The organism is Pseudomonas synxantha BG33R, from assembly GCF_000263715.2.
Classification (GTDB): domain Bacteria; phylum Pseudomonadota; class Gammaproteobacteria; order Pseudomonadales; family Pseudomonadaceae; genus Aquipseudomonas; species Aquipseudomonas synxantha_A.
Genome location: NZ_CM001514.1, coordinates 2,462,871 through 2,480,947 on the forward strand (window position 1 = coordinate 2,462,871; position 18,077 = coordinate 2,480,947).

The following is an 18,077-nucleotide window of genomic DNA, read 5'->3' on the forward strand; positions in this document are numbered from 1 at the left end:
TTATTGGGAGGGCCAGCAAGCCAAAATGTCCTTAGGCAGCTACCCAGCAGTCAGTCTGAAACAAGCACGTGAACGTCGTGATGAAGCACGCAAACTGCTTGCTCAGAATATCAACCCATGTGAACACCGTAAGCAGCGGCGCATTGAGGCTGAAGCCGAAGTAAAACATACCTTCCAAGCGGTCTATGACGAGTGGATCGACTTCCGCCGCCTGAGTTTGAATGAAGGTCGCCAAAGCACGCTGTCGCAGATCCTCAGGGTCTTTAAAAAGGACGTACTGCCCACGATGGCCGAGCGCCCCATCAAAAGCATCACCTGCGTTTGCTGATGCCAAACAGCTCGCCGCTGTGGGCAATAATAGCGGTCGCCAGAAACTCCTGGCTTTCGAACACGGAATAGCGCCGACCTGCCGGAGAGCTCCCGAAGATAACTTGCAACATTGCGCCGATTACACATTCATAGCCGCTCTGAGTGCGCTCATTTAGCGGCTTCTCATCACTGACCAGCCTTAACAGACGGTCGCGCTCTGTCACGGTAGCGATGTGCTGCGTCGGTTGGAGGCAGGTTTGCATTCCGTGGCACGCGGCAAGACCAGTGGCTTGGTTTCAAGCAAAGTTGGGGGCCTGGTTGGAGCCAATGACGGCGCGTTGCAATCGGTCGAGGCCAGCGGTGCGGTTGTGGGCGGAGAAAGCAGTTACATCGGTGGCTTGGTGGGTACCCATGGCAACAATTTCGCCAGTTACATTGAATCGTCCAAGGCCAGCGGCACGGTTCAGGGCGGCGCGCGTGCGAACGTGGGTGGTTTGGTCGGCCAGAACCAAAGCCAGATCACCAATTCGTCGGCCACGGGTGGGGTCAGTGGTGGCGTCGCGGCCACACTGGGGGGCTTGATCGGCACGAATTCCGGCACTGTTCGTCAGTCTGTCGCTTCGGGCAAGATCACCACAATGGCGCCTGTTAATCGCCAGACATTTGGTGGCTTGGTCGGGGCCAACTTCGGTGATATGGCGTTTAACGGAGTCTCCGGAGAAGCTGCGCTGGTGCCGTTGTACAGCATCAATCGCGGCTCTATTCGTTGATCGTTGAGCTTTCCTTCCTTTCTTTGAAGTAGCTATAGACTGCATGGCGCTGGGTTGGCCATGCAGTCTTTCGGCTTCGGCGATGTGCTTGATATAAGTGTAATAAACATACGGTGTTTCGGATCGAGGCTTTTGCGGGCCGGAGCCTGGCTGTTGATGCTGTGGGGTGCGACTGACGTCAAGGCTATCAATAGCGTGGCGAGGTTTTGCACGTTCACCAACGGCACGGGCAGGCCATGGTCGCAAGTGACGCCTTTGACCAGTACTACACCTAGAGGCTCGGTTTTATGGGAGCGCGGTGTAGCGCTCAACGTCAACTATGCCTACGCCGGACCTTCCGGCGCCGCCCATGAGCTGGTTTCTACGGGCCATTGGGGGCCTGGGACGACTTTATCGGAGGGCATCGCTCCCACAAATATTGACGGTATCGGCCTGAAAATTAACGTGCGTTCCTCGGACGGACAAAACCGGACCTTGCTGCAACCGCCTCTGCCCGTCGCAGTTGAGAAGGAGTCAGTGCAGTATGATTCAGCCGCTGCCCAGGCGCGTGGTTCGACACTGACCACCAACTATGTGCAACAGTTGATCCTGACGGTCGCACCCAGCCAGTTGCCTGCTGGTAAACTGATCGTCGAGCGCGTCGCCGGGAGCTCTCAACTCACGCTCTACGCCATCAACTTACTAAAAGGCCAAGTGGGTTTTGGCAGCAGCGTGGATATACCGATAGATAACAGACCCAGTGGAGTCTGTCGCGTGCCCTACCTGCTAATGGGGCCGGCGATCATCAATATGGGGGACGGCGGTGGGCCGATTGAAATTCCCAATACCTGCAACGTGCAAACCTATAAGACCATACCTGTGCAATTGGGGCGCTTGAGCCTGAACGATTTTCCGCAGATGGGTGCGACTTCAATGCCTGTGCACTTCGCCATCGAGTTGAGCCAATGCGCGGCCAATGCCAAGCCGGTGATTACGTTTAATGACAGGTATGGACCTTCTGTGAATCCCACCGTTCTAACGCTTGAGCCGACATAGGCCAGCGCCCGGGGTTTCGGGATTGTCATGAATAATGAACTGAGCCAGCAGGTGATTCGATATGACGGCGCAGGGTATGCGATGAAGCGGGCAGGTGAGGGCGCGAAAATACCTTTAAGTGCGCACTATATTCGGTTGAGCAGTGAGGAAGCGTTGAGGGCAGGCGCCGCTAATGGGCGGCGGAGTTCACGTTTACGTTTCCTTGAGCGGCGGCTGCATGTTCAGTGACATCGATTGGACGAAGTGGTGAGCGCTGGCAACTACAGGTAGCTCATGACAAATGTCATTTCGGTATTTGCTGTACCTGGAGTGATGCCTGAGCCACCGGCGATTTTGAAATAGCGTGCGTTGAGAGGGATTGTAAAATTTCCACCGGCGCTTGAGTATTCCTTGAATGGTATGGAAATATTTAGGGGGACCGGGACCATACTGTCGTCAGTGACTTGCAGACCAACTCCCATTGCTGTCGAACCAGGGTTTGGCTTGATGATGCCTTGGTTGTCGTTTAACGAAGGTGAAGAGGGCGTTGGTACGAGCGAATACATGACTTTGTTTATCCCGGCCGGGCAATTATAAATTTCGATGTTGAACGGGATGGTTTTATTTGACGGTGCGCCATCTTTGGGGAAGTCACTCAGGCGGTGTTGTCCCATGTGGACGTTGACGTTCGCCGTTTGACAAGCGGGGGCGGTCAGGGTCACGCTGTTCGACAGATTTATTGTTGAAACTTTAAGATTGCCCATCTTGAGGCCCGAAATTTCACCGGCTGGGATGATTGCGCCGCTTATGGTGTCGCCTGTTTTTATAATTCTTAGTTGGATGGTTCTGTTCTCCATTGTGTAAGTCTTGTCTGGAAGTGATATTTGGCTCGCCTCTTTGATTGGAACGCCATCGTAGAGTAGCTGGAATGACAGTCCTGAGTTGTCTATGGGGTGCAATTTAGAGCCGGCGGGTGTGGTTCCCAAATTATTTATTGCGCCCCATGTATTGCCGCCAGAGCAGATGATGCTGTAATTGGATGAGCTATGAGTAAAAAACGCTGATTCAAAAAGGGTTGAACCTATTGGTGTATCTCGAGGGATAACAAGTGAGCGTGGCATGCTGGTTGAGAATTTATCGGCATGTGCCATTGGTATGTTGCCATAATGACAGTCTGCTGAAACAATGCCCGAGGGGCAGAAGAATGCAGGAACTGCGTATAGGGTCGCAATAAAGCATATGGTTTTCATTTTTTGATCTTTAGGTGGTAGTGATAAGCGGTTGTCAATGAAGTGATATATTGCGTAGTGTTCAGTGTTCGATATTCAACTTCAGATTAAGGGTTTGCCTCGGTTTTCATGATTTCGTTAAGCATCTTTTCGGCCTCCTGTATTAATTGAATATTAGTTAATGCTTCTTGCTCGCTAAGCTTTAATGCTGCTTCCCGGTGCTTTAATGTCTGATCGAATTGGTCCAGTTGTCGTTGGCGCTCATCCAGCAACACATACTGGCTCAATAGTATTTGCTTGTGGTGGGTGATACTGGCGATCAGTGATTTGAGGTTCACCTCAAATTTTTCAGATGTGGTTTGTTCGATCGGTGTTGCCAACGGCTCATCGGCCGCTGGGACTGTAATAGTTGCGGAGCCAATATTGTCATCTGACTGCACAGAGGCGCTACTTGCTTTTTTCTGGGGGTCGTATCTCAGCAGGCTCGTTAGCCACGCCTCACTGATCTTCAAGTTGTAATGAGTACTTACAGCGCTGCACTGAATGTTTGTGTCGGTCAGGTCCATCAGCGCATAAGTATCTTCGGTTTGTGTGGGGTCAGGCGCGCAGACATCGCGGAAAATATGCTTGAGCACTTGAGCGGCGGTCTTAAGGATCTCGGCCGGCACATCACACATATGCAGTTTTTGTCCCTCCCCCTCAATGTTCGTCAGGTAAATTTTGACCAACTCATCGCCCGATTTTTCATTAAGGCTATAAACCAGAAACTGTCGGTTGATGCGGGTTGCGGTGAAGCCACACAGGACCACTGCGTTGAGTAGCTGGCCTTGGGTATCGGGTACTTCAAGCGTTCGAAATAACATGGGAAAGATGGCTCCGCTAGCATGGGCGGTTGGTTGAGGGGCGGTAGCGTAACCGCTGGAAGATGGAGGTGTCGTAAGACAATTCGTGCTTTCCGGCAGACACTTCGACTTGCGCCAAGGAACAATCGGATTTTCCGTTAATGAGGTTTCAGTATCCGTACCCTATCGATAAGGTGCGTCGCGAAACGAAGCGTGCACTCTCAGACGCTTCGCCGCGTCTGAGCAGGTAACTGGGCAACCATGATCGATATAACGCATTTGACCAAACGTTTCGGCAAAGCCCTGGCAGTAGACGATGTGTCTTTCAAGGCCACCTCGGGTGAGGTACTGGGGATGCTCGGCCCCAACGGTGCGGGAAAGTCCACCACCCTGCGTATGCTCACCGGGTTCATGGCGCCCACCTCAGGCACCGCCAACCTCTTTGGTTTTGATATACGCCGTCAGACACGCCACGCTCAACGTCTGATCGGCTACGTTCCTGAAACAGCTGCTTGCTATAACGAAATGTCCGTCGCAAGTTTTTTGGGTTTTATTGCTCAAGTGCGTGGCTTTCGTGGGCGCGAAAAGACGGCGCGGGTCACGGCCATGCTTGAGCAATTCGAGCTGATGGAAGTACGTGGCCAGACCATCGACACCCTATCCAAGGGTTTCCAGCGCCGGGTCGGATTGGCGCAAGCGATTCTGCATGATCCAAAGATACTGATTCTCGATGAGCCCACCGATGGCCTGGACCCGAATCAGAAGTACCGCGTGCGCGAGCAAGTCAAGGAGTTGGCCCGCGACAAAATCGTCATCATTTCTACCCACATCCTCGAAGAGGTTACTGCATTGTGCGGCCGCGTGCTGGTCATGGATAAAGGTCGGCTGTTGGTCGACAGCACCCCTCTGGAACTGGAAGGTCGTTCGCGCTATCACCAGGCTGTTACGTTGTACGCCACCCGGCCTCTGGATGTAATGACGCTTGGCATGCTGCCCGGCGTTGCAGGCATAGAGGCGGGGCCTGAACCCTATAGCGTGCGGGTGCTGGCGCGCACGGGAACGGTCATATTACCGGCCATCAATTCGTTGATCCTGAGTCGCGGTTGGGATGTACCGCGCCAGGAAGTCGAGCGAGGCTCACTGGGGGAGGTCTTCCGGTTGCTGACGCGGGAGCAACAACCATGAGGACGTTCTGGCCGGTGTTCAAGCGCGAACTGTGCAGTTATTTCGTCACTCCCGTCGCGTATGTGTTTACCCTCTTGCTACTGCTGCTCAGCGGTATCAGCACGTTTTACCTGGGTGACTTCTACCAGCGTAACCAGGCCGACCTGGCACCGTTCTTCGACTATCTGCCGTGGCTATATGCGTTGCTGCTGCCGGCCCTTGCCATGCGCATGTGGTCCATCGAGCGGCAGAGCGGATCTATCGAGCTGTTGATGTGCCTGGCGGTGGGTACGGCTGAGGCGGTTGTAGCCAAGTTCCTCGCCGCCTGGGTGGTCAGCGGGTTGGCGCTGGCGTTGACGTTTCCACTGGTGATTACAGTCAACTACCTGGGGGCGCCAGACAACGGCGTCATCCTTTGTGGTTATATGGCCAGTTGGCTACTGGCCGGCAGTTGCCTGGCTATTGGCGGGTGCCTGTCGGCACTGACCAAGAACCCACTGATTGCCTTCCTTACTGCAATGGCGTTATGTCTGGCATTCATGGCCTGTGGCTTCCCGGTGGTATTGGATGTCTTGCGTGATTGGTCAAGTTTGCCGTGGCTCGATGGGGTGGCTTCGTTGAGTTTTCTCACACATTTCGAAGGACTATGCCGAGGTGTAATCGACCCGCAGGACGTGCTGTATTTTTTCAGCCAGATCATTGGCTGGCTCGCCGTCACCGTGATTGCGGTTGAATTGAAAAAGGCAGTATGACGCCATGTCATTCAAATCGGTGACGCGCACTTGCTTGCGCCTAATGGTCATTATCGCTGGGTTCGTGGCGGTCAACTTCGAGTTGGCACCACGTTTGGCGTCCATGCGGTTGGACCTTACCGAGCAGCAGCTTTACACCCTGAGCCCGGGGTCGCGTCAGATCATTCAGGCCTTGTTGGAACCCACCGACCTGTACTTCTACTTTTCCAGCCAGGCCGCCAGGGACCTTACGGTCATGCGCGGTTACGCGGTGCGCATCAAAGCATTGCTGCGTGAATATGAACGTGTGTCAAATGGCCGACTACGGGTGCACATGATTGACCCTGCGCCGTTTTCAGCAGACGAAGCCCGCGCAGTCGAACTTGGCCTGCAACCTGCCCCTATCGGCAAGGCGGGTGCTGCGGTTTTCTTTGGGTTGGCCATCGTTGACGCCCAGGCGCACCACGCCAGCATTGGGTTCTTTGCGCTTGAACAACAAACGTTCCTTGAGTACGACATCAGCCGCACATTGCAGAAGTTGACTCGGCCTGCGCGGCCCGTGATTGGGCTGATGTCTTCGTTGCCATTGGCAGGTGGCTTCGATGTGCAGTCGGGGCGAACCCGGCAGCCGTGGCGCATTATGCAGGAGATCAACAATGCGTTTGAAGTGCGCGAATTGGCGTCCGATGTCGACACCATCGACAGTGCACTCAATGTCTTGATGCTCGTGCATCCCAAACGGTTACCTGTGACGACACTGCGCGCTATTGACCAGTTTGTGCTGCGTGGTGGACGTTTGTTGGTGTTCGTCGACCCCTATAGTGAGCAGGATCGTGGCGATTACTATTTTGGGATACCCAGCAAAGACAAGTCTTCTGACCTCGCGCTTTTGTTCAAGGCGTGGGGCATCAAGCTTCTACCCGATAGCGTGTTAGGCGACAGCCGCTACGGTCAGTTTGTGGCATTGGCACAAGGCGCAGAGCCGGTCTGGCAACCGACCGCCCTGGGGCTGTCACCCTCTGCGATGAATGAACAGGATGTGATTACTGCTGGTATTGGCAGCCTTAACCTCACAACCGTCGGTATCTTGAGCGCCTTGCCGGGTGCAACAACTACTCTGACACCGCTGTTGCACAGTTCGGAGCAGGCTATGCCCTACAAGACGGCGCTTCTGAATCATCTGGAAAAGCCTGATGAGTTGTCCAAGAGCTTCAAGGCTACCGGCGAGCGTTACCTGATCGCGGTACGCCTGCAAGGGGCGGCACGCTCGGCTTTCCTGGACTCTCCGGGAGCGCTTACCGAGGCGCAGAATATCAACGTTGTGGTGGTGGCGGATACAGACGTATTGAGCGACAACCTGTGGGCGGATGTGCAGCAGCAAGGGGGGCGGCCAGTCACGGAGCCATGGGCCGACAATGCGGTGTTGGTGCTCAATGCGCTGGACAGCCTGTCCGGATCGGATGCCTTGATCAGCTTACGCTCGCGGGGGCATTACAGCCGAACGTTCACTGTGGTCGAACAGTTGCAGCAGCAAGCCCGCGAGCGTTATCGCGACATGAGACGCGAGCTGCAAGATAAGCTCGATCTGGTTGAAAAGCGTCTCGTTGCGTTGGCCGCTGAACAGGGCCGTGATATGCCTCGGACGGCAGAGCAGCAAGCGACTTTTGATCAGTTCAGCAATGAAAAAGATGCGATAGACAAGGAGATGCGTCAGGTCGCGCGCCATCTTAACTTTCAGATTGAGCAATTGGGTGTGCGTATGAGATGGCTCAATCTTGTATCTGTCCCCGTGGTGATTACTTGTTTGTTGTTGTGTGTGGCCTTCTTAAGAAAGCGAGCGCAACGCCAGCGCAATATTTAATAAAGGCACTAAGTATATGTGGGGTTTTCGCAGGTGCAGAAGAAGTCTCTGGATTGTTGTTGTAGGTCTACTGATTGCATTGCCGGGCTCTGCATTGGCAGGTTGTGTAATCAGCGGAAATAAAATCTATCCAAAAATTACGGATGTACCATACGACAGTGGGGGTGTGATATCTACTGTTTGGCATACGGGTACCATGATGCTCAAGTGTGTTCGAATGACCAATGATGACTATACTAACGTCATGAGTACGGTTGGTGCCTTTGCCGGCACTTCAGTGATGTTTGAAGGGGTTAATTACAAGCTTTATAAAACAAATGTTAATGATGTTTTCTATTTTGGTACTTTTGCAGTAGATAGTGGAGCGGAACAGCAGTTCGGTTCGGTTCCCTACGTAAGTTTAAAAGAAGTAACGGGTCCCGCGACCTCGGCATTTGATATGAAAGCTTTAGTTAGAGTAAGGTTTTATAGCCCCGGCAAGAGTCTGTCTTCCGGTGTGCGCAATATAGAGCTTTTAGATCTTGTTCGAGGTGATATTAACTCTTTGAAGCCCGGCGTCTATTCTGGTAGATGGATTATGCAAAGTGAAGGTTTTTCGTTTGTGGCAAAAGGTACGTCGTGCGTACTGACAACGCCCGCCACCGTCAAATTGAAACAGGTAAGCATCGTTTCTATTCCTGCGATAGGTTCAATGGTGGAAGGGGGGGCGTTCACCTTAAGTTTAGCCTGTAATGCTAGCGCCCCCTCATTCAAGGTCAGCTACGCGATGACTGACGTTTACAACCCAGCGAATACATCTACTGTCTTAACCCTGGCTGATGAACCTTTGAAGGCGAACGGCATAGCATTGCAATTATCGGACGAGGGCCGGGCCGTTATTTTTTCTCCACCGGTGAAATCTTCAATGGGTAGTTTGACGCATGGAGCTCTTAGTAAGGCGATGAATGTTCAGTACATTCGAACGGAAAAAGTCGCCACGCCCGGAAAAATAACCGCGGCGGTCAGTGTGACTTTTACGTACGACTAGTCAGTGGCTCGCGTCAATTATCAATGTGCGGTTTGTCAGCTGGACGATCAAAGAGCTTTTCTGGAGCATTGGCTATTAACCGGTTCCCCACATCCTCTTAAGCTGGATTCACTGAGTTTCAGCCAGCAACAGAAAGGAAGTGAACATGAAAAGGTTGCACAAGAAAGTCGCGCTGGTGACCGGCGCCTCCAAGGGCATTGGCGCGGCCATTGCCAAACAATTGGCCCAGGATGGCGCCACTGTCATCGTTAATTATGCCAACAGCCGCGAGGACGCTGACCGGGTGGTTGAACATATCCTGCAAACCGGCGCGAGAGCACATGCAGTGCAGGCCGATGTGTCCAACAGCGCCGACCTCAAGGCGCTGTTCAAGACCATTGTGCATGAGCATGGTCACCTCGATATTTTGGTCAATAATGCCGGCGTTTACTCGACCAGCGCGTTGGCCGACATCACCGAGGCGGAGTTTCACCGCCAGTTCAACCTCAATGTCCTGGGTCTGATCCAGTGCACGCAAGCAGCCGTTGAAGTGTTCAACCCTCAGGGTGGCAGCATCGTCAATATCAGTTCCAGCGTCACCTCGTTCACACCTGCCAACTCGGCGGTGTACACCGCCTCCAAGGCTGCGGTTGACGCTATCACTCGTACTCTGGCAAACGAGTTAGGGCCTAGAAATATCCGCGTTAACTCGGTCAATCCTGGGTTGGTCGTGACCGAGGGTGTGCACGCCAGTGGCTTTTTCGAAGAGGCGTTCCGGCAAAAAATTGAAGCTATTACACCGCTGGGGCGCATCGGTCTGCCCGAGGATATTGCACCCGCCGTCGCCTTCCTGGCGTCGTCGGATGCAGGCTGGATCACCGGTGAAACCCTGATAATCGGCGGCGGGCTGCACTAAACCTGGGCGGCATGCTCGCGCACATAGTGGCGGGGCGACTGCAACATGACGCGCTTGAATGCCGTGCTGAATGCGCTTTCGGACTCATAACCTAATGAGAACGCAATGGTGGACACCGAGTCATCGGAGTTCTTCAACCGATCACTGGCCAGCAACATGCGCCAGTACGTCAGGTACTCCATGGGGGCTGCGCCGACCACCTGCTTGAAGCGCAACGCGAACGCCGAGCGCGACATGGTTGCCAGTTGCGCCAGTTCCTGGACGCTCCAGCGATGGGCTGGGTCGGCGTGCATCGCGCTCAAGGCAACACTGAGGTTGCGGTCGGCCAAACCGTAAAACCACCCGATGCCGCTGCTTTCCAGGGTCGCCAAGTGAGTGCGCAAAACTTCGACCAGCATCAGGTGCGCCAAGTGTTCGTTCATCAGCGAGCGGCCTGGGCGCTTCTGCTGCAACTCCGAGGTGAACCGCTCCAGCGCCCAGCGCAGGACCGAGGCCTGCGGTTCATTGCCTTGTACGTGAACCAGCGAGGGCAGGCCGCTGAGTAGCAATTGAGTAGGGACACCGGTGAAGTCAAAGCGGCCACCGACCAACTGAGTTTCATCGCCGCCGTAATGCAGGGCCAGTTCGTCCGCCGCAAGGGTTTGAAAGTGACCGTCGGAATTCATCACCGGCTGGGACATATCACTGTAGAGCGAAAAAGGCATGCCTCTGGTCATCAGAAAGCAATCGCCCTGATGCAGTCGCTGCGGTTGCTGTTCTCCATCCACTTGCAGCCAGCAACTGCCCTTGACCACCGCGGTGAACTTGATGCCTTCGCGTTCAGGAAAGGTGAAGGCCCAATCACCGCCCAAGGACAGCGTGGCGGAGTGGTAATTACGGATTCTCAACAATGAAAGGACGTCGGACAGAGGATCCATGCAGCACCTGATTGGACGAAAAATAAAGTAATTGCAATTTTATATCAGGGTTCATCCAGATTTCACCTTTAAATATGAGGTTCTCCATGCATATCCATTTTGATGCGTCTTATGGTCCACTGATCAACGGGGTGTTTGAAACTGACGATAAATCGCGCTCGTTTGCCGCAGTCGACCCCGCCACGGGCAGGCACTTGGCCTATATCCGCTATTGCGATGCCACGGACGTCGACCGCGCCGTTAATGCAGCGCATGCAGCGTTTCCAGCCTGGCGTGCCATGGGCCAGCAGATGCGCGCACGTTTGGTAAATCTGCTGGCGGACGAGATAGAAGAGCACAGTGAACGCCTGGCCATGATCGATGCCCATGACGTGGGCCGTTGCATCAGCGAAGTACGCAAGGACTACCTTACCGCCGTCCGGCACTATCGCTATTTCGCCTCAGTGATCATGGCTCATGAAGACACTGGTCGGGAAATCGACGGTGGTTACGCTATTGCCAAGCGTGAACCCTTGGGTGTGTGCGGACAGATCATTCCCTGGAACGCGCCGGCGATTATGGCTGCGTTCAAGCTCGCTCCGGCATTGGTAGCCGGCAATACCGTTGTCCTGAAGCCCGATGAAAACGCTTCTTTATCGACGCTTGAATTAGGCAAGCTGATTAACAAGATCTTCCCAGCCGGGGTGGTAAACATGGTCACCGGGTTGGGTGAGGTAGTCGGTGCGGCGTTGAGCGAGCATCCTCTGGTCAGGAAGCTGTCATTTACTGGCAGTACGCAAGTCGGTCGCACCGTGGCCGGTGTGGCCGCCCGGCGTCTGGTGCCCGCGACACTCGAACTGGGGGGCAAGAGCGCCAATATTGTGTTCCCCGATATCGACGACATTGATGCGGTGGTCGATAACGCCACCTTCGCAGCTATTCATAACAACGGGCAGTCATGCCTGGCCGGCACCCGCTTGTTTGTGCATGCCGCGATTTTTGAAGTGTTCAAGCAAAAGCTGATTGCCGCGTTCAATCGTGTGAAAGTGGGGTCTCCGCTGTCCGAAGAGTCGCGGGTCAGTTGCCTGATCAACGCGCAACAAGGTGAGCGTGTGTTGAGCTACATCACTATGGGCTTAGAGGAGGGCGCCGAGCTGCTCGCGGGGGGCGGTCGCGCAGTCGTATCAGGTAGTGAATACGGTTACTTCATCCAGCCAACCTTGTTACTAACGCATAATGACATGAGCATCTGCCAGGAAGAGATTTTTGGCCCGGTACTCTCGCTGATCGTGTGGGATGATTATGAAACGATGATCGCCCAGGCCAATGACACCGAATACGGTTTGGCGTCCGGAATCTATACCAGTAACTTGCAGCACGCTATGGAAACCGCAGCAAGGTTGGAGGCGGGATCGGTGTGGGTCAATCGTTATTCGAACATTACCGATGGCACCGCCTTTGGCGGCTATAAAAATAGTGGTATTGGCCGAGAGTTCTGTCGGGAGACCCTGAATGCCTACACGCAGATCAAAACTGTGACGGTACAAGCAAGGTTGCCGAATGTATGGTTCGCCGAAAGATAAAAACAGGCAATTCATTTGGGTAGTTGATTTTTTTGCGCCCACCAGCGCCTTGCGCATGTTGAGTGCTTTAGAATCGATAAAAACATGCAAGGTTAAAATGTAGAAGTTTAGGTTGGCGTTGCCTCACAGAGGCACGCCAATTTTTTTGTCTCGGTGCGGTCGAGTTTCTTTTCCACTGATGATGTGACTCACTTCATGCCTGAATGTGAATCGTGTTAGAAATATCAATGATCCCTCTCGGTGTGTGATTGGTTTTCCGCTATCGGAATTCCCGTCAGAATATATTTCATCATATTTTATATGCTCTAATTCATCATGTTTTGTTAGGGTTGATGTCGGCAGAGAAAAATTATTTATACGGTGTAGGAATAGTCCTACAGCGTCTGAGGATCTATCTTTGGTCTGTGTGGATCGCTGCGGTTGGCTGCTTGTGTGAGATGGGTAGAATTCGGGAACTCTTAAGCAGAGTGAACTTATCTATTTGTTGTTGCCAACCTAGAGGTACACAGTCGTGTCTATTCCATTCAAACTAATTCTCGCGTCGTCCATCGTTGGGCTTTTCGCTACATCTGCTATGGCTGCTGACGGTACTATCAATTTTACCGGTGAAGTGACTGCGGCTTCTTGCGGTATCAGTGCCGGTGCCGGTACCGGTGTCACGGGTACCACCCAGAAAGTTATTGACGTAAAAATGGGTAAGGTGAGCATCGACTCGTTGAAAAATAGCCAGACAGGAATCGTTGCGGGCTCGGCGATCAATATCAATCTTGATTGCGGTAATACCGCTGCTGGCTTGACCACAGTTAAGGTGAAATTCGATCCGAATTCGGGTAGCGGTGTAGATCTTAAAAATAACAATTTGCTGAAAACTACGGGCACTGCTACTGGCGTGGGGATCGGTCTGTATGACGCCAGCAATAACCTGATTAATTTGGCCGGTAACGGTTCGTTTGACTCCCCTTTGATCAAGGCCGGTACTGATCCAGATATTAAATACTCGGCTAACTTGAACTTGCGTGCTTCTTATGTCGCCAACGGTGACGTAGTCGTACCGGGTACGGCCAATGGCAACCTGCCGTTTACGCTGACCTACGAGTAAGTCATTTGTTGGAGAAGCACGTAAGTGCTTCTCCAGCTTCTGCACAGGCAAAATATAATGAAGCTGCTATCCAAATGTTTTTTGGCGGGATGTGTGTTGCTGTTCAGTGGTGTTTCAAGTGCGGGTATTACATTGGGTGGTACACGTGTTGTTTATCAGGAGAAGCTTAAAGAAACCTCAATCATGGTCAAGAATGATGGTGATAAAGACATCATGGTTCAGTCATGGATAGAGCCAGCGGCCAATGTTTCAGAACAAGATGTGCCTTTCGCTTTAACCCCTGCACTTAGTCGTCTCGGGGCCAGTAAACAACAAAGTTTGCGCATTTTTTATGCGGGCAAAGGCTTGCCAGCGGATAAAGAGTCTGTGTTCTGGCTAAACGTACAAGAAATACCGCAAAAATCAGAATCGGATAATACGTTACAGATCGCCATTCGCCAACGTATCAAGATTTTCTACCGTCCTACAGGCCTTATAGGTTCGGAGGAGGAGTCCGCCAAGCAACTGAAGTGGCAGCTGATTCATGAGTCCGGAAAGGCGTGGCTTGTCGCAAGTAATACATCGCCATTTTATATCTCATTTGGAGAGGTTTATTTAAAGCAGTCAGGCAAGCGCTATACGGTTCAAGCAGAAATGATCAGCCCTGGCGCAACGTTAAAATTCCCGGTTGATTCGGGAGGCATATTGGCCTCCAAAGAGCGGTTTAGCGTTGAGTATAAAGCCATTAACGATTATGGGGCACCAATAGCTTATGTGGGTGAAGGGGCTGCTGGTTAATCTTTCAGGTTTTCTGTTTGGTTGCCGCTTAAGAGTAAGCGTTGATAGTTGTGAGGCATAATCTTATGTGGGTGTTTCGATCAGGGAGTCGGCGCACGATGACGCTGCTCGGGAGTCTTGGGTCGACGGGTTTTTTTGCCCTCGGCGCCTCGGTTCCCTCGGTTGCGTCTGCGGTCGAATTCAATAGTGCATTTCTGAGTAAGCAGGGTGCGCCGGTTGAGTTGAAGTATTTCGAGCAGGGAAGTTCGGTTGCCCCTGGTCACTACAATGTCGATATTTATCTAAACCAGCAACTCATCCTGCGCCAGCGTATTGAGTTTGCTACCAATGGTAAAGACAATGAGGTCAAGCCGCTCATACCTCTCTCGGTGCTCAAGGCAGTGGGCGTCAACGTCGTTCGCCTGGAGCAGGAAAAGCTGATTGCCGCGAAGGCAGATGATAAAACATTGATTGACGTAGAGTCGCTTGCGCCTGGTGCGGGCGTGGAGTTCGACGTCACGGCACTGGCTTTGCAGATCAGCATGCCTCAAGCGTATATCCAGCGCCAGTCTCGTGGGTATGTTGATCCGTCATTATGGGATGACGGTATTACTGCGTTCTACTCAAATTACCAGACCAATTTCAGCCGCAATATCAACCAGGGCTACAATAGCGATTACCGCTATGTCGGTCTGCGCAACGGCTTGAATATTGGCGCATGGCGCCTGCGCAATGAGTCGTCGATTTCAGGTTCTACGGGGGTACGTGACAAATTCACCAGCAACCGTACTTATGTAGAGCGCGACATTCGCAGCCTTAAAGGTAAGCTCGCGGCGGGGGAGTTGTACAGCCAGGGTGAAATCTTTGACAGCGTGAGATTCAAAGGCGCGCAGCTATCCTCGGAATTGGGCATGTTGACCGATGATGAGGTGGGCTTTGCTCCGGTGGTGCGAGGTATTGCGGAAACGAATGCGACGGTTGAAATCAGCCAGAACAACTACGTCATCTATTCGGCCACTGTCCCTGCGGGCGCATTTGAGATCAGCGATATCTACCCCAGTGGGTCCAACGGCGACCTGAGCATCAAGATCATTGAGGCTGACGGGCGCGAGCGCCAATACTCCCAGGCCTATTCTTATCTCCCGGTCATGACCCGTCGTGGTAACACGCGCTACAGTCTGGCGGCAGGTGAATATTCTAATGAAGGCCAAGCAGCGCCTAAGTTTACCCAAGGTACCTTGGTGTACGGGGTGACGGATAATTTCACTGGCTACGGTGGCCTGATAGCGGCCCAGGCGTATAAGGCATTAAACTTGGGGGTGGGGGTTAACTCTCCGTGGGGTGGATTATCCTTTGACGTCACCAACAGCAGTTCGCAAGAGCGTTCCGGGCGTAAAAACGTCGGCCAGAGTGCGCGATTCCTTTATTCCAAGACACTTAGCCAGACCGATACCACCTTTACGATGGTCGGTTATCGCTACTCCACTGAGTCCTATCGCACCTTCAGTCAACATGTTGAAGAACAAGAGCACGTAGCTACACCTTATTATGGCCGACAGAAAAGTCGCTTTGATGTGAACGTCAACCAATCTCTGGACGGACGTGGCTCATTGTTTTTGAGCCTCGGCGAAACCAGTTATTGGAACAGGCAAGGCAGTACCCGGCGCTGGCAGTTCGGCTACAACGGTAACTATTCGGATATCAGCTACAGCTTTGCGGTATCCCGTACCGAAGGGCAGGCTGGGAGCCAAGGTGCCGATAATCAGATGACGGCATCGTTCAGCATTCCGTTTGGCGACACTCGCCGCTCGCAGCGTCTGTACACCAGCGTTACCACCTCAAACCAGGGTGAGTCTGCGATTCAGACAGGACTGTCCGGTAACTTGAATGATGAAAACACTCTAAATTATTCAGCGCAAGGCAGCCACAGTAAAACCAGCGGCAGCTCTGCCAGTTTCGGTGTCAACTGGGATACGCCGACTGCAAAAGTCAGCGGTAACTATGGGCAGGGACGTGATAACAAGCATTTGGATGTCGGCGCGTCAGGTTCGGTTGTCGTTCACAGCGGTGGTGTCACGTTGGGGCAGCCCGTGGGTGAAACATTTGCCTTGGTCGAAATACCTGATACCAAAGGTATCGGTATTGATTCATCCAATGCGGTAAGAACCGATAGCAAGGGTTATGCGGTTGTGCCTTATGCGCAGCCCTATCGTTATAACTGGATTAATTTGGATACCAGTACGATGGGCAGCAGTATCGAAGTGGCGGAAAGTTCGAAGAAAGTAGTGCCGACTCGCGGCGCAGTTGTTAAAACTCACTTTGAGGTCGAGTCAGGGCGTAGACTTCAATTTAACTTAACGGACGGCAAAGGTGCGCATTTACCATTTGGCGCGCAGGCATATGACGATGAAGGGAAGGTTCTTGGGTTGGTGGATAACGCTTCGAAACTACTTGTTTTTGGTTTGAAAGATGTGGGCACATTCAAAGTCAAATGGGGTAGTCTGGCGTGTGAAGTTAGATATGATCTGCCGCCGGTTAATAAAGAGTTGATGTACGAGCAGTACAGCGGTGTGTGTTTGTAGATCGGAGAGATAAGCTGGTATTTTTATATGGAAGATATAGGGGATAGGATATCAATATTCTTTTGGTATTGGATATAGGGAGGTAGGTATCAATACGTATTGATAATGCGCCAAATGACGACTAGGCACTCGGCAAATTTAGGAGTGTCTACTTTATTCATAAGGCGTTAGATTGTAGTTCGGTCTGTTCATGCAGGGTTTAGTTGAGACGCTTTTTGTAAGTGATATTTATAGTTTAAGCAATTCTTAGTGAAGGAGGTAGCGCGAAAGTCGACGATTCATTATGTTGGGAGTAAATAAATGAAATTTCTCAAAGCTATTATTGTATTGCTGGCCGCATATGCTCCATTCGTAGTGGCGGCTGGGTGTGTGCAAGAGTCGGGGTTTAGCCTCGCTCCATGGATCCCACCTATAGCCAATAACACGGGAGGCATGTTGTCGAAATCATGGCACACTGCAGAGCTTCAAGTTAGCTGCAATGGTATGAGCGGTTCTTATCTCTTGAGAAATGAGATAACGCCGGCGGGCAACGATTCCGGCAAGACGCAGTTGTTCGAGGGCGTTTCTTACAAGCTATACACGACGAGCGAGCGTGATGTTTTTTATTTTGGCGGTGTGGCAGGGCCTGACGGAGTTCTTCGCCCGTTTGGTACATCATACTCCCACGCTATATACCCCCCCGTGATTACCGAATTCAAGCTTCCTGCTACTGTGAGAATCAAGTTCTATTCTCCGTCAAAATCGATGACGCCTGGTGTGTACACAATTAATAGCGCTGGGTTAGTCAAAGGTAAGATTACCTCTGTGGGGTTCGTTGCCGAATCAGGCATGAATCTTTCGGCCTTCTCATTTATTGTGAATGGTCCTTCATGCACACTGGCAATTCCTGCTGAGTTAAAGCTGAAATCAGTAAATCTCTCGGCAATTCCTATGCCAGGGGATAGCAACGAGGCTGCCAGCTTTCAACTAGGGTTAACCTGTGCCGGTAGTACACCAGCTTATCAGGTCAGCTATTCGATGAGCGATGTTAACGATTCAGCCAACCAGTCCTCGACGCTCACATTAGCTGATGCGGCGAAAAAGGCCTCGGGTGTCTCATTACAGGTGGTCGATGGCATGACACCAGTTAACTTCGGTTCTACGTCGAAACGCCTGCTCGGGAGTATGCCAAATGGCGGCGGCATGATAAGCAAATCCATGAGCGTTCGCTATATACGAACCTCGACCATCGCGCGCCCTGGTTCAGTGAGGGCAGGTGTGACAGTTACGTTGTCCTACAAATAATGCTTGTTCTTGGGTACGCTTTATTTTATTCCCTA

The 18,077-nt window shown here is 52.4% G+C and carries 17 protein-coding genes; 14 read left to right on the forward strand and 3 right to left on the reverse strand.

Annotated elements, in window-relative coordinates:
* Nucleotides 1–25 precede the first annotated feature (25 nt).
* The 4 genes from PSEBG33_RS27990 to PSEBG33_RS29335 all read left to right on the forward strand — a co-directional run bounded on the left by PSEBG33_RS27990 (nucleotide 26) and on the right by PSEBG33_RS29335 (nucleotide 2,342).
* Entirely contained in the window at nucleotides 26–328 is a 303-nt protein-coding gene (locus PSEBG33_RS27990) for an integrase arm-type DNA-binding domain-containing protein (protein WP_232289419.1), read from the forward strand.
* Between the two features lie 247 nt (nucleotides 329–575).
* Nucleotides 576–1,079 (forward strand): GLUG motif-containing protein, encoded by a 504-nt coding sequence (locus PSEBG33_RS16080; protein ID WP_198287280.1) that lies wholly within the window; start codon nucleotides 576–578, stop codon nucleotides 1,077–1,079.
* 60 nt (nucleotides 1,080–1,139) lie between these two features.
* Nucleotides 1,140–2,114, forward strand: a complete 975-nt coding sequence (locus PSEBG33_RS27995) for a type 1 fimbrial protein (RefSeq protein ID WP_122735736.1) — start codon at nucleotides 1,140–1,142, stop codon at nucleotides 2,112–2,114.
* Nucleotides 2,115–2,141: 27 nt separating this feature from the next.
* Entirely contained in the window at nucleotides 2,142–2,342 is a 201-nt protein-coding gene (locus PSEBG33_RS29335) for a hypothetical protein (RefSeq protein WP_157264149.1), read from the forward strand.
* Between the two features lie 32 nt (nucleotides 2,343–2,374).
* On the opposite strand, the gene PSEBG33_RS28685 is transcribed toward PSEBG33_RS29335, so the two are convergent.
* Together PSEBG33_RS28685 and PSEBG33_RS16070 are read right to left on the reverse strand one after the other, a co-directional pair.
* Nucleotides 2,375–3,343 (reverse strand): fimbrial protein, encoded by a 969-nt coding sequence (locus PSEBG33_RS28685; protein ID WP_005787285.1) that lies wholly within the window; start codon nucleotides 3,341–3,343, stop codon nucleotides 2,375–2,377.
* Between the two features lie 86 nt (nucleotides 3,344–3,429).
* A complete protein-coding gene (locus tag PSEBG33_RS16070; protein ID WP_005787287.1) occupies nucleotides 3,430–4,185 on the reverse strand; it encodes a hypothetical protein in 756 nt (251 codons plus the stop codon).
* Nucleotides 4,186–4,425: 240 nt separating this feature from the next.
* Here PSEBG33_RS16070 and PSEBG33_RS16065 point away from each other — a divergent pair, with 240 nt between their 5' ends.
* The 5 genes from PSEBG33_RS16065 to PSEBG33_RS16050 all read left to right on the forward strand — a co-directional run bounded on the left by PSEBG33_RS16065 (nucleotide 4,426) and on the right by PSEBG33_RS16050 (nucleotide 9,842).
* Nucleotides 4,426–5,349, forward strand: a complete 924-nt coding sequence (locus tag PSEBG33_RS16065) for an ABC transporter ATP-binding protein (RefSeq protein WP_005787289.1) — start codon at nucleotides 4,426–4,428, stop codon at nucleotides 5,347–5,349.
* Nucleotides 5,346–6,080, forward strand: a complete 735-nt coding sequence (locus tag PSEBG33_RS16060) for a heme exporter protein CcmB (protein WP_005787291.1) — start codon at nucleotides 5,346–5,348, stop codon at nucleotides 6,078–6,080. The genes PSEBG33_RS16065 and PSEBG33_RS16060 overlap by 4 nt, the downstream gene beginning before the upstream one ends.
* 4 nt (nucleotides 6,081–6,084) lie before the next feature.
* Nucleotides 6,085–7,920 carry a Gldg family protein gene (locus tag PSEBG33_RS16055; RefSeq protein WP_005787293.1) on the forward strand — a complete coding sequence of 612 codons (1,836 nt, stop codon included), beginning with the start codon at nucleotides 6,085–6,087 and terminating at the stop codon, nucleotides 7,918–7,920.
* Nucleotides 7,921–8,137: 217 nt separating this feature from the next.
* Nucleotides 8,138–8,947 (forward strand): fimbrial protein, encoded by an 810-nt coding sequence (locus tag PSEBG33_RS27300; RefSeq protein ID WP_032803462.1) that lies wholly within the window; start codon nucleotides 8,138–8,140, stop codon nucleotides 8,945–8,947.
* 145 nt (nucleotides 8,948–9,092) lie between these two features.
* On the forward strand, nucleotides 9,093–9,842 hold the full coding sequence (locus tag PSEBG33_RS16050) for an SDR family NAD(P)-dependent oxidoreductase (RefSeq protein WP_005787296.1): 750 nt from the start codon (nucleotides 9,093–9,095) through the stop codon (nucleotides 9,840–9,842).
* On the opposite strand, the gene PSEBG33_RS16045 is transcribed toward PSEBG33_RS16050, so the two are convergent.
* Nucleotides 9,839–10,759 (reverse strand): AraC family transcriptional regulator, encoded by a 921-nt coding sequence (locus PSEBG33_RS16045; RefSeq protein ID WP_005787298.1) that lies wholly within the window; start codon nucleotides 10,757–10,759, stop codon nucleotides 9,839–9,841. The genes PSEBG33_RS16050 and PSEBG33_RS16045 overlap by 4 nt on opposite strands.
* 86 nt (nucleotides 10,760–10,845) lie before the next feature.
* Between PSEBG33_RS16045 and PSEBG33_RS16040 the strand changes: the two genes are divergently transcribed.
* From PSEBG33_RS16040 to PSEBG33_RS16020, 5 genes are all read left to right on the forward strand, one after another.
* Entirely contained in the window at nucleotides 10,846–12,321 is a 1,476-nt protein-coding gene (locus tag PSEBG33_RS16040) for an aldehyde dehydrogenase family protein (protein WP_005787300.1), read from the forward strand.
* 511 nt (nucleotides 12,322–12,832) lie between these two features.
* Complete coding sequence (locus PSEBG33_RS16035; protein WP_005787302.1) at nucleotides 12,833–13,420, forward strand: fimbrial protein; 588 nt, start codon at nucleotides 12,833–12,835, stop codon at nucleotides 13,418–13,420.
* Between the two features lie 57 nt (nucleotides 13,421–13,477).
* Nucleotides 13,478–14,197, forward strand: coding sequence for a molecular chaperone (locus PSEBG33_RS16030; RefSeq protein ID WP_005787304.1), 720 nt, complete (start codon nucleotides 13,478–13,480; stop codon nucleotides 14,195–14,197).
* A 98-nt stretch (nucleotides 14,198–14,295) separates the two neighbouring features.
* Complete coding sequence (locus PSEBG33_RS16025; RefSeq protein ID WP_005787305.1) at nucleotides 14,296–16,758, forward strand: fimbria/pilus outer membrane usher protein; 2,463 nt, start codon at nucleotides 14,296–14,298, stop codon at nucleotides 16,756–16,758.
* Between the two features lie 300 nt (nucleotides 16,759–17,058).
* Nucleotides 17,059–18,042, forward strand: coding sequence for a fimbrial protein (locus PSEBG33_RS16020; RefSeq protein ID WP_005787307.1), 984 nt, complete (start codon nucleotides 17,059–17,061; stop codon nucleotides 18,040–18,042).
* Nucleotides 18,043–18,077: the final 35 nt, after the last annotated feature.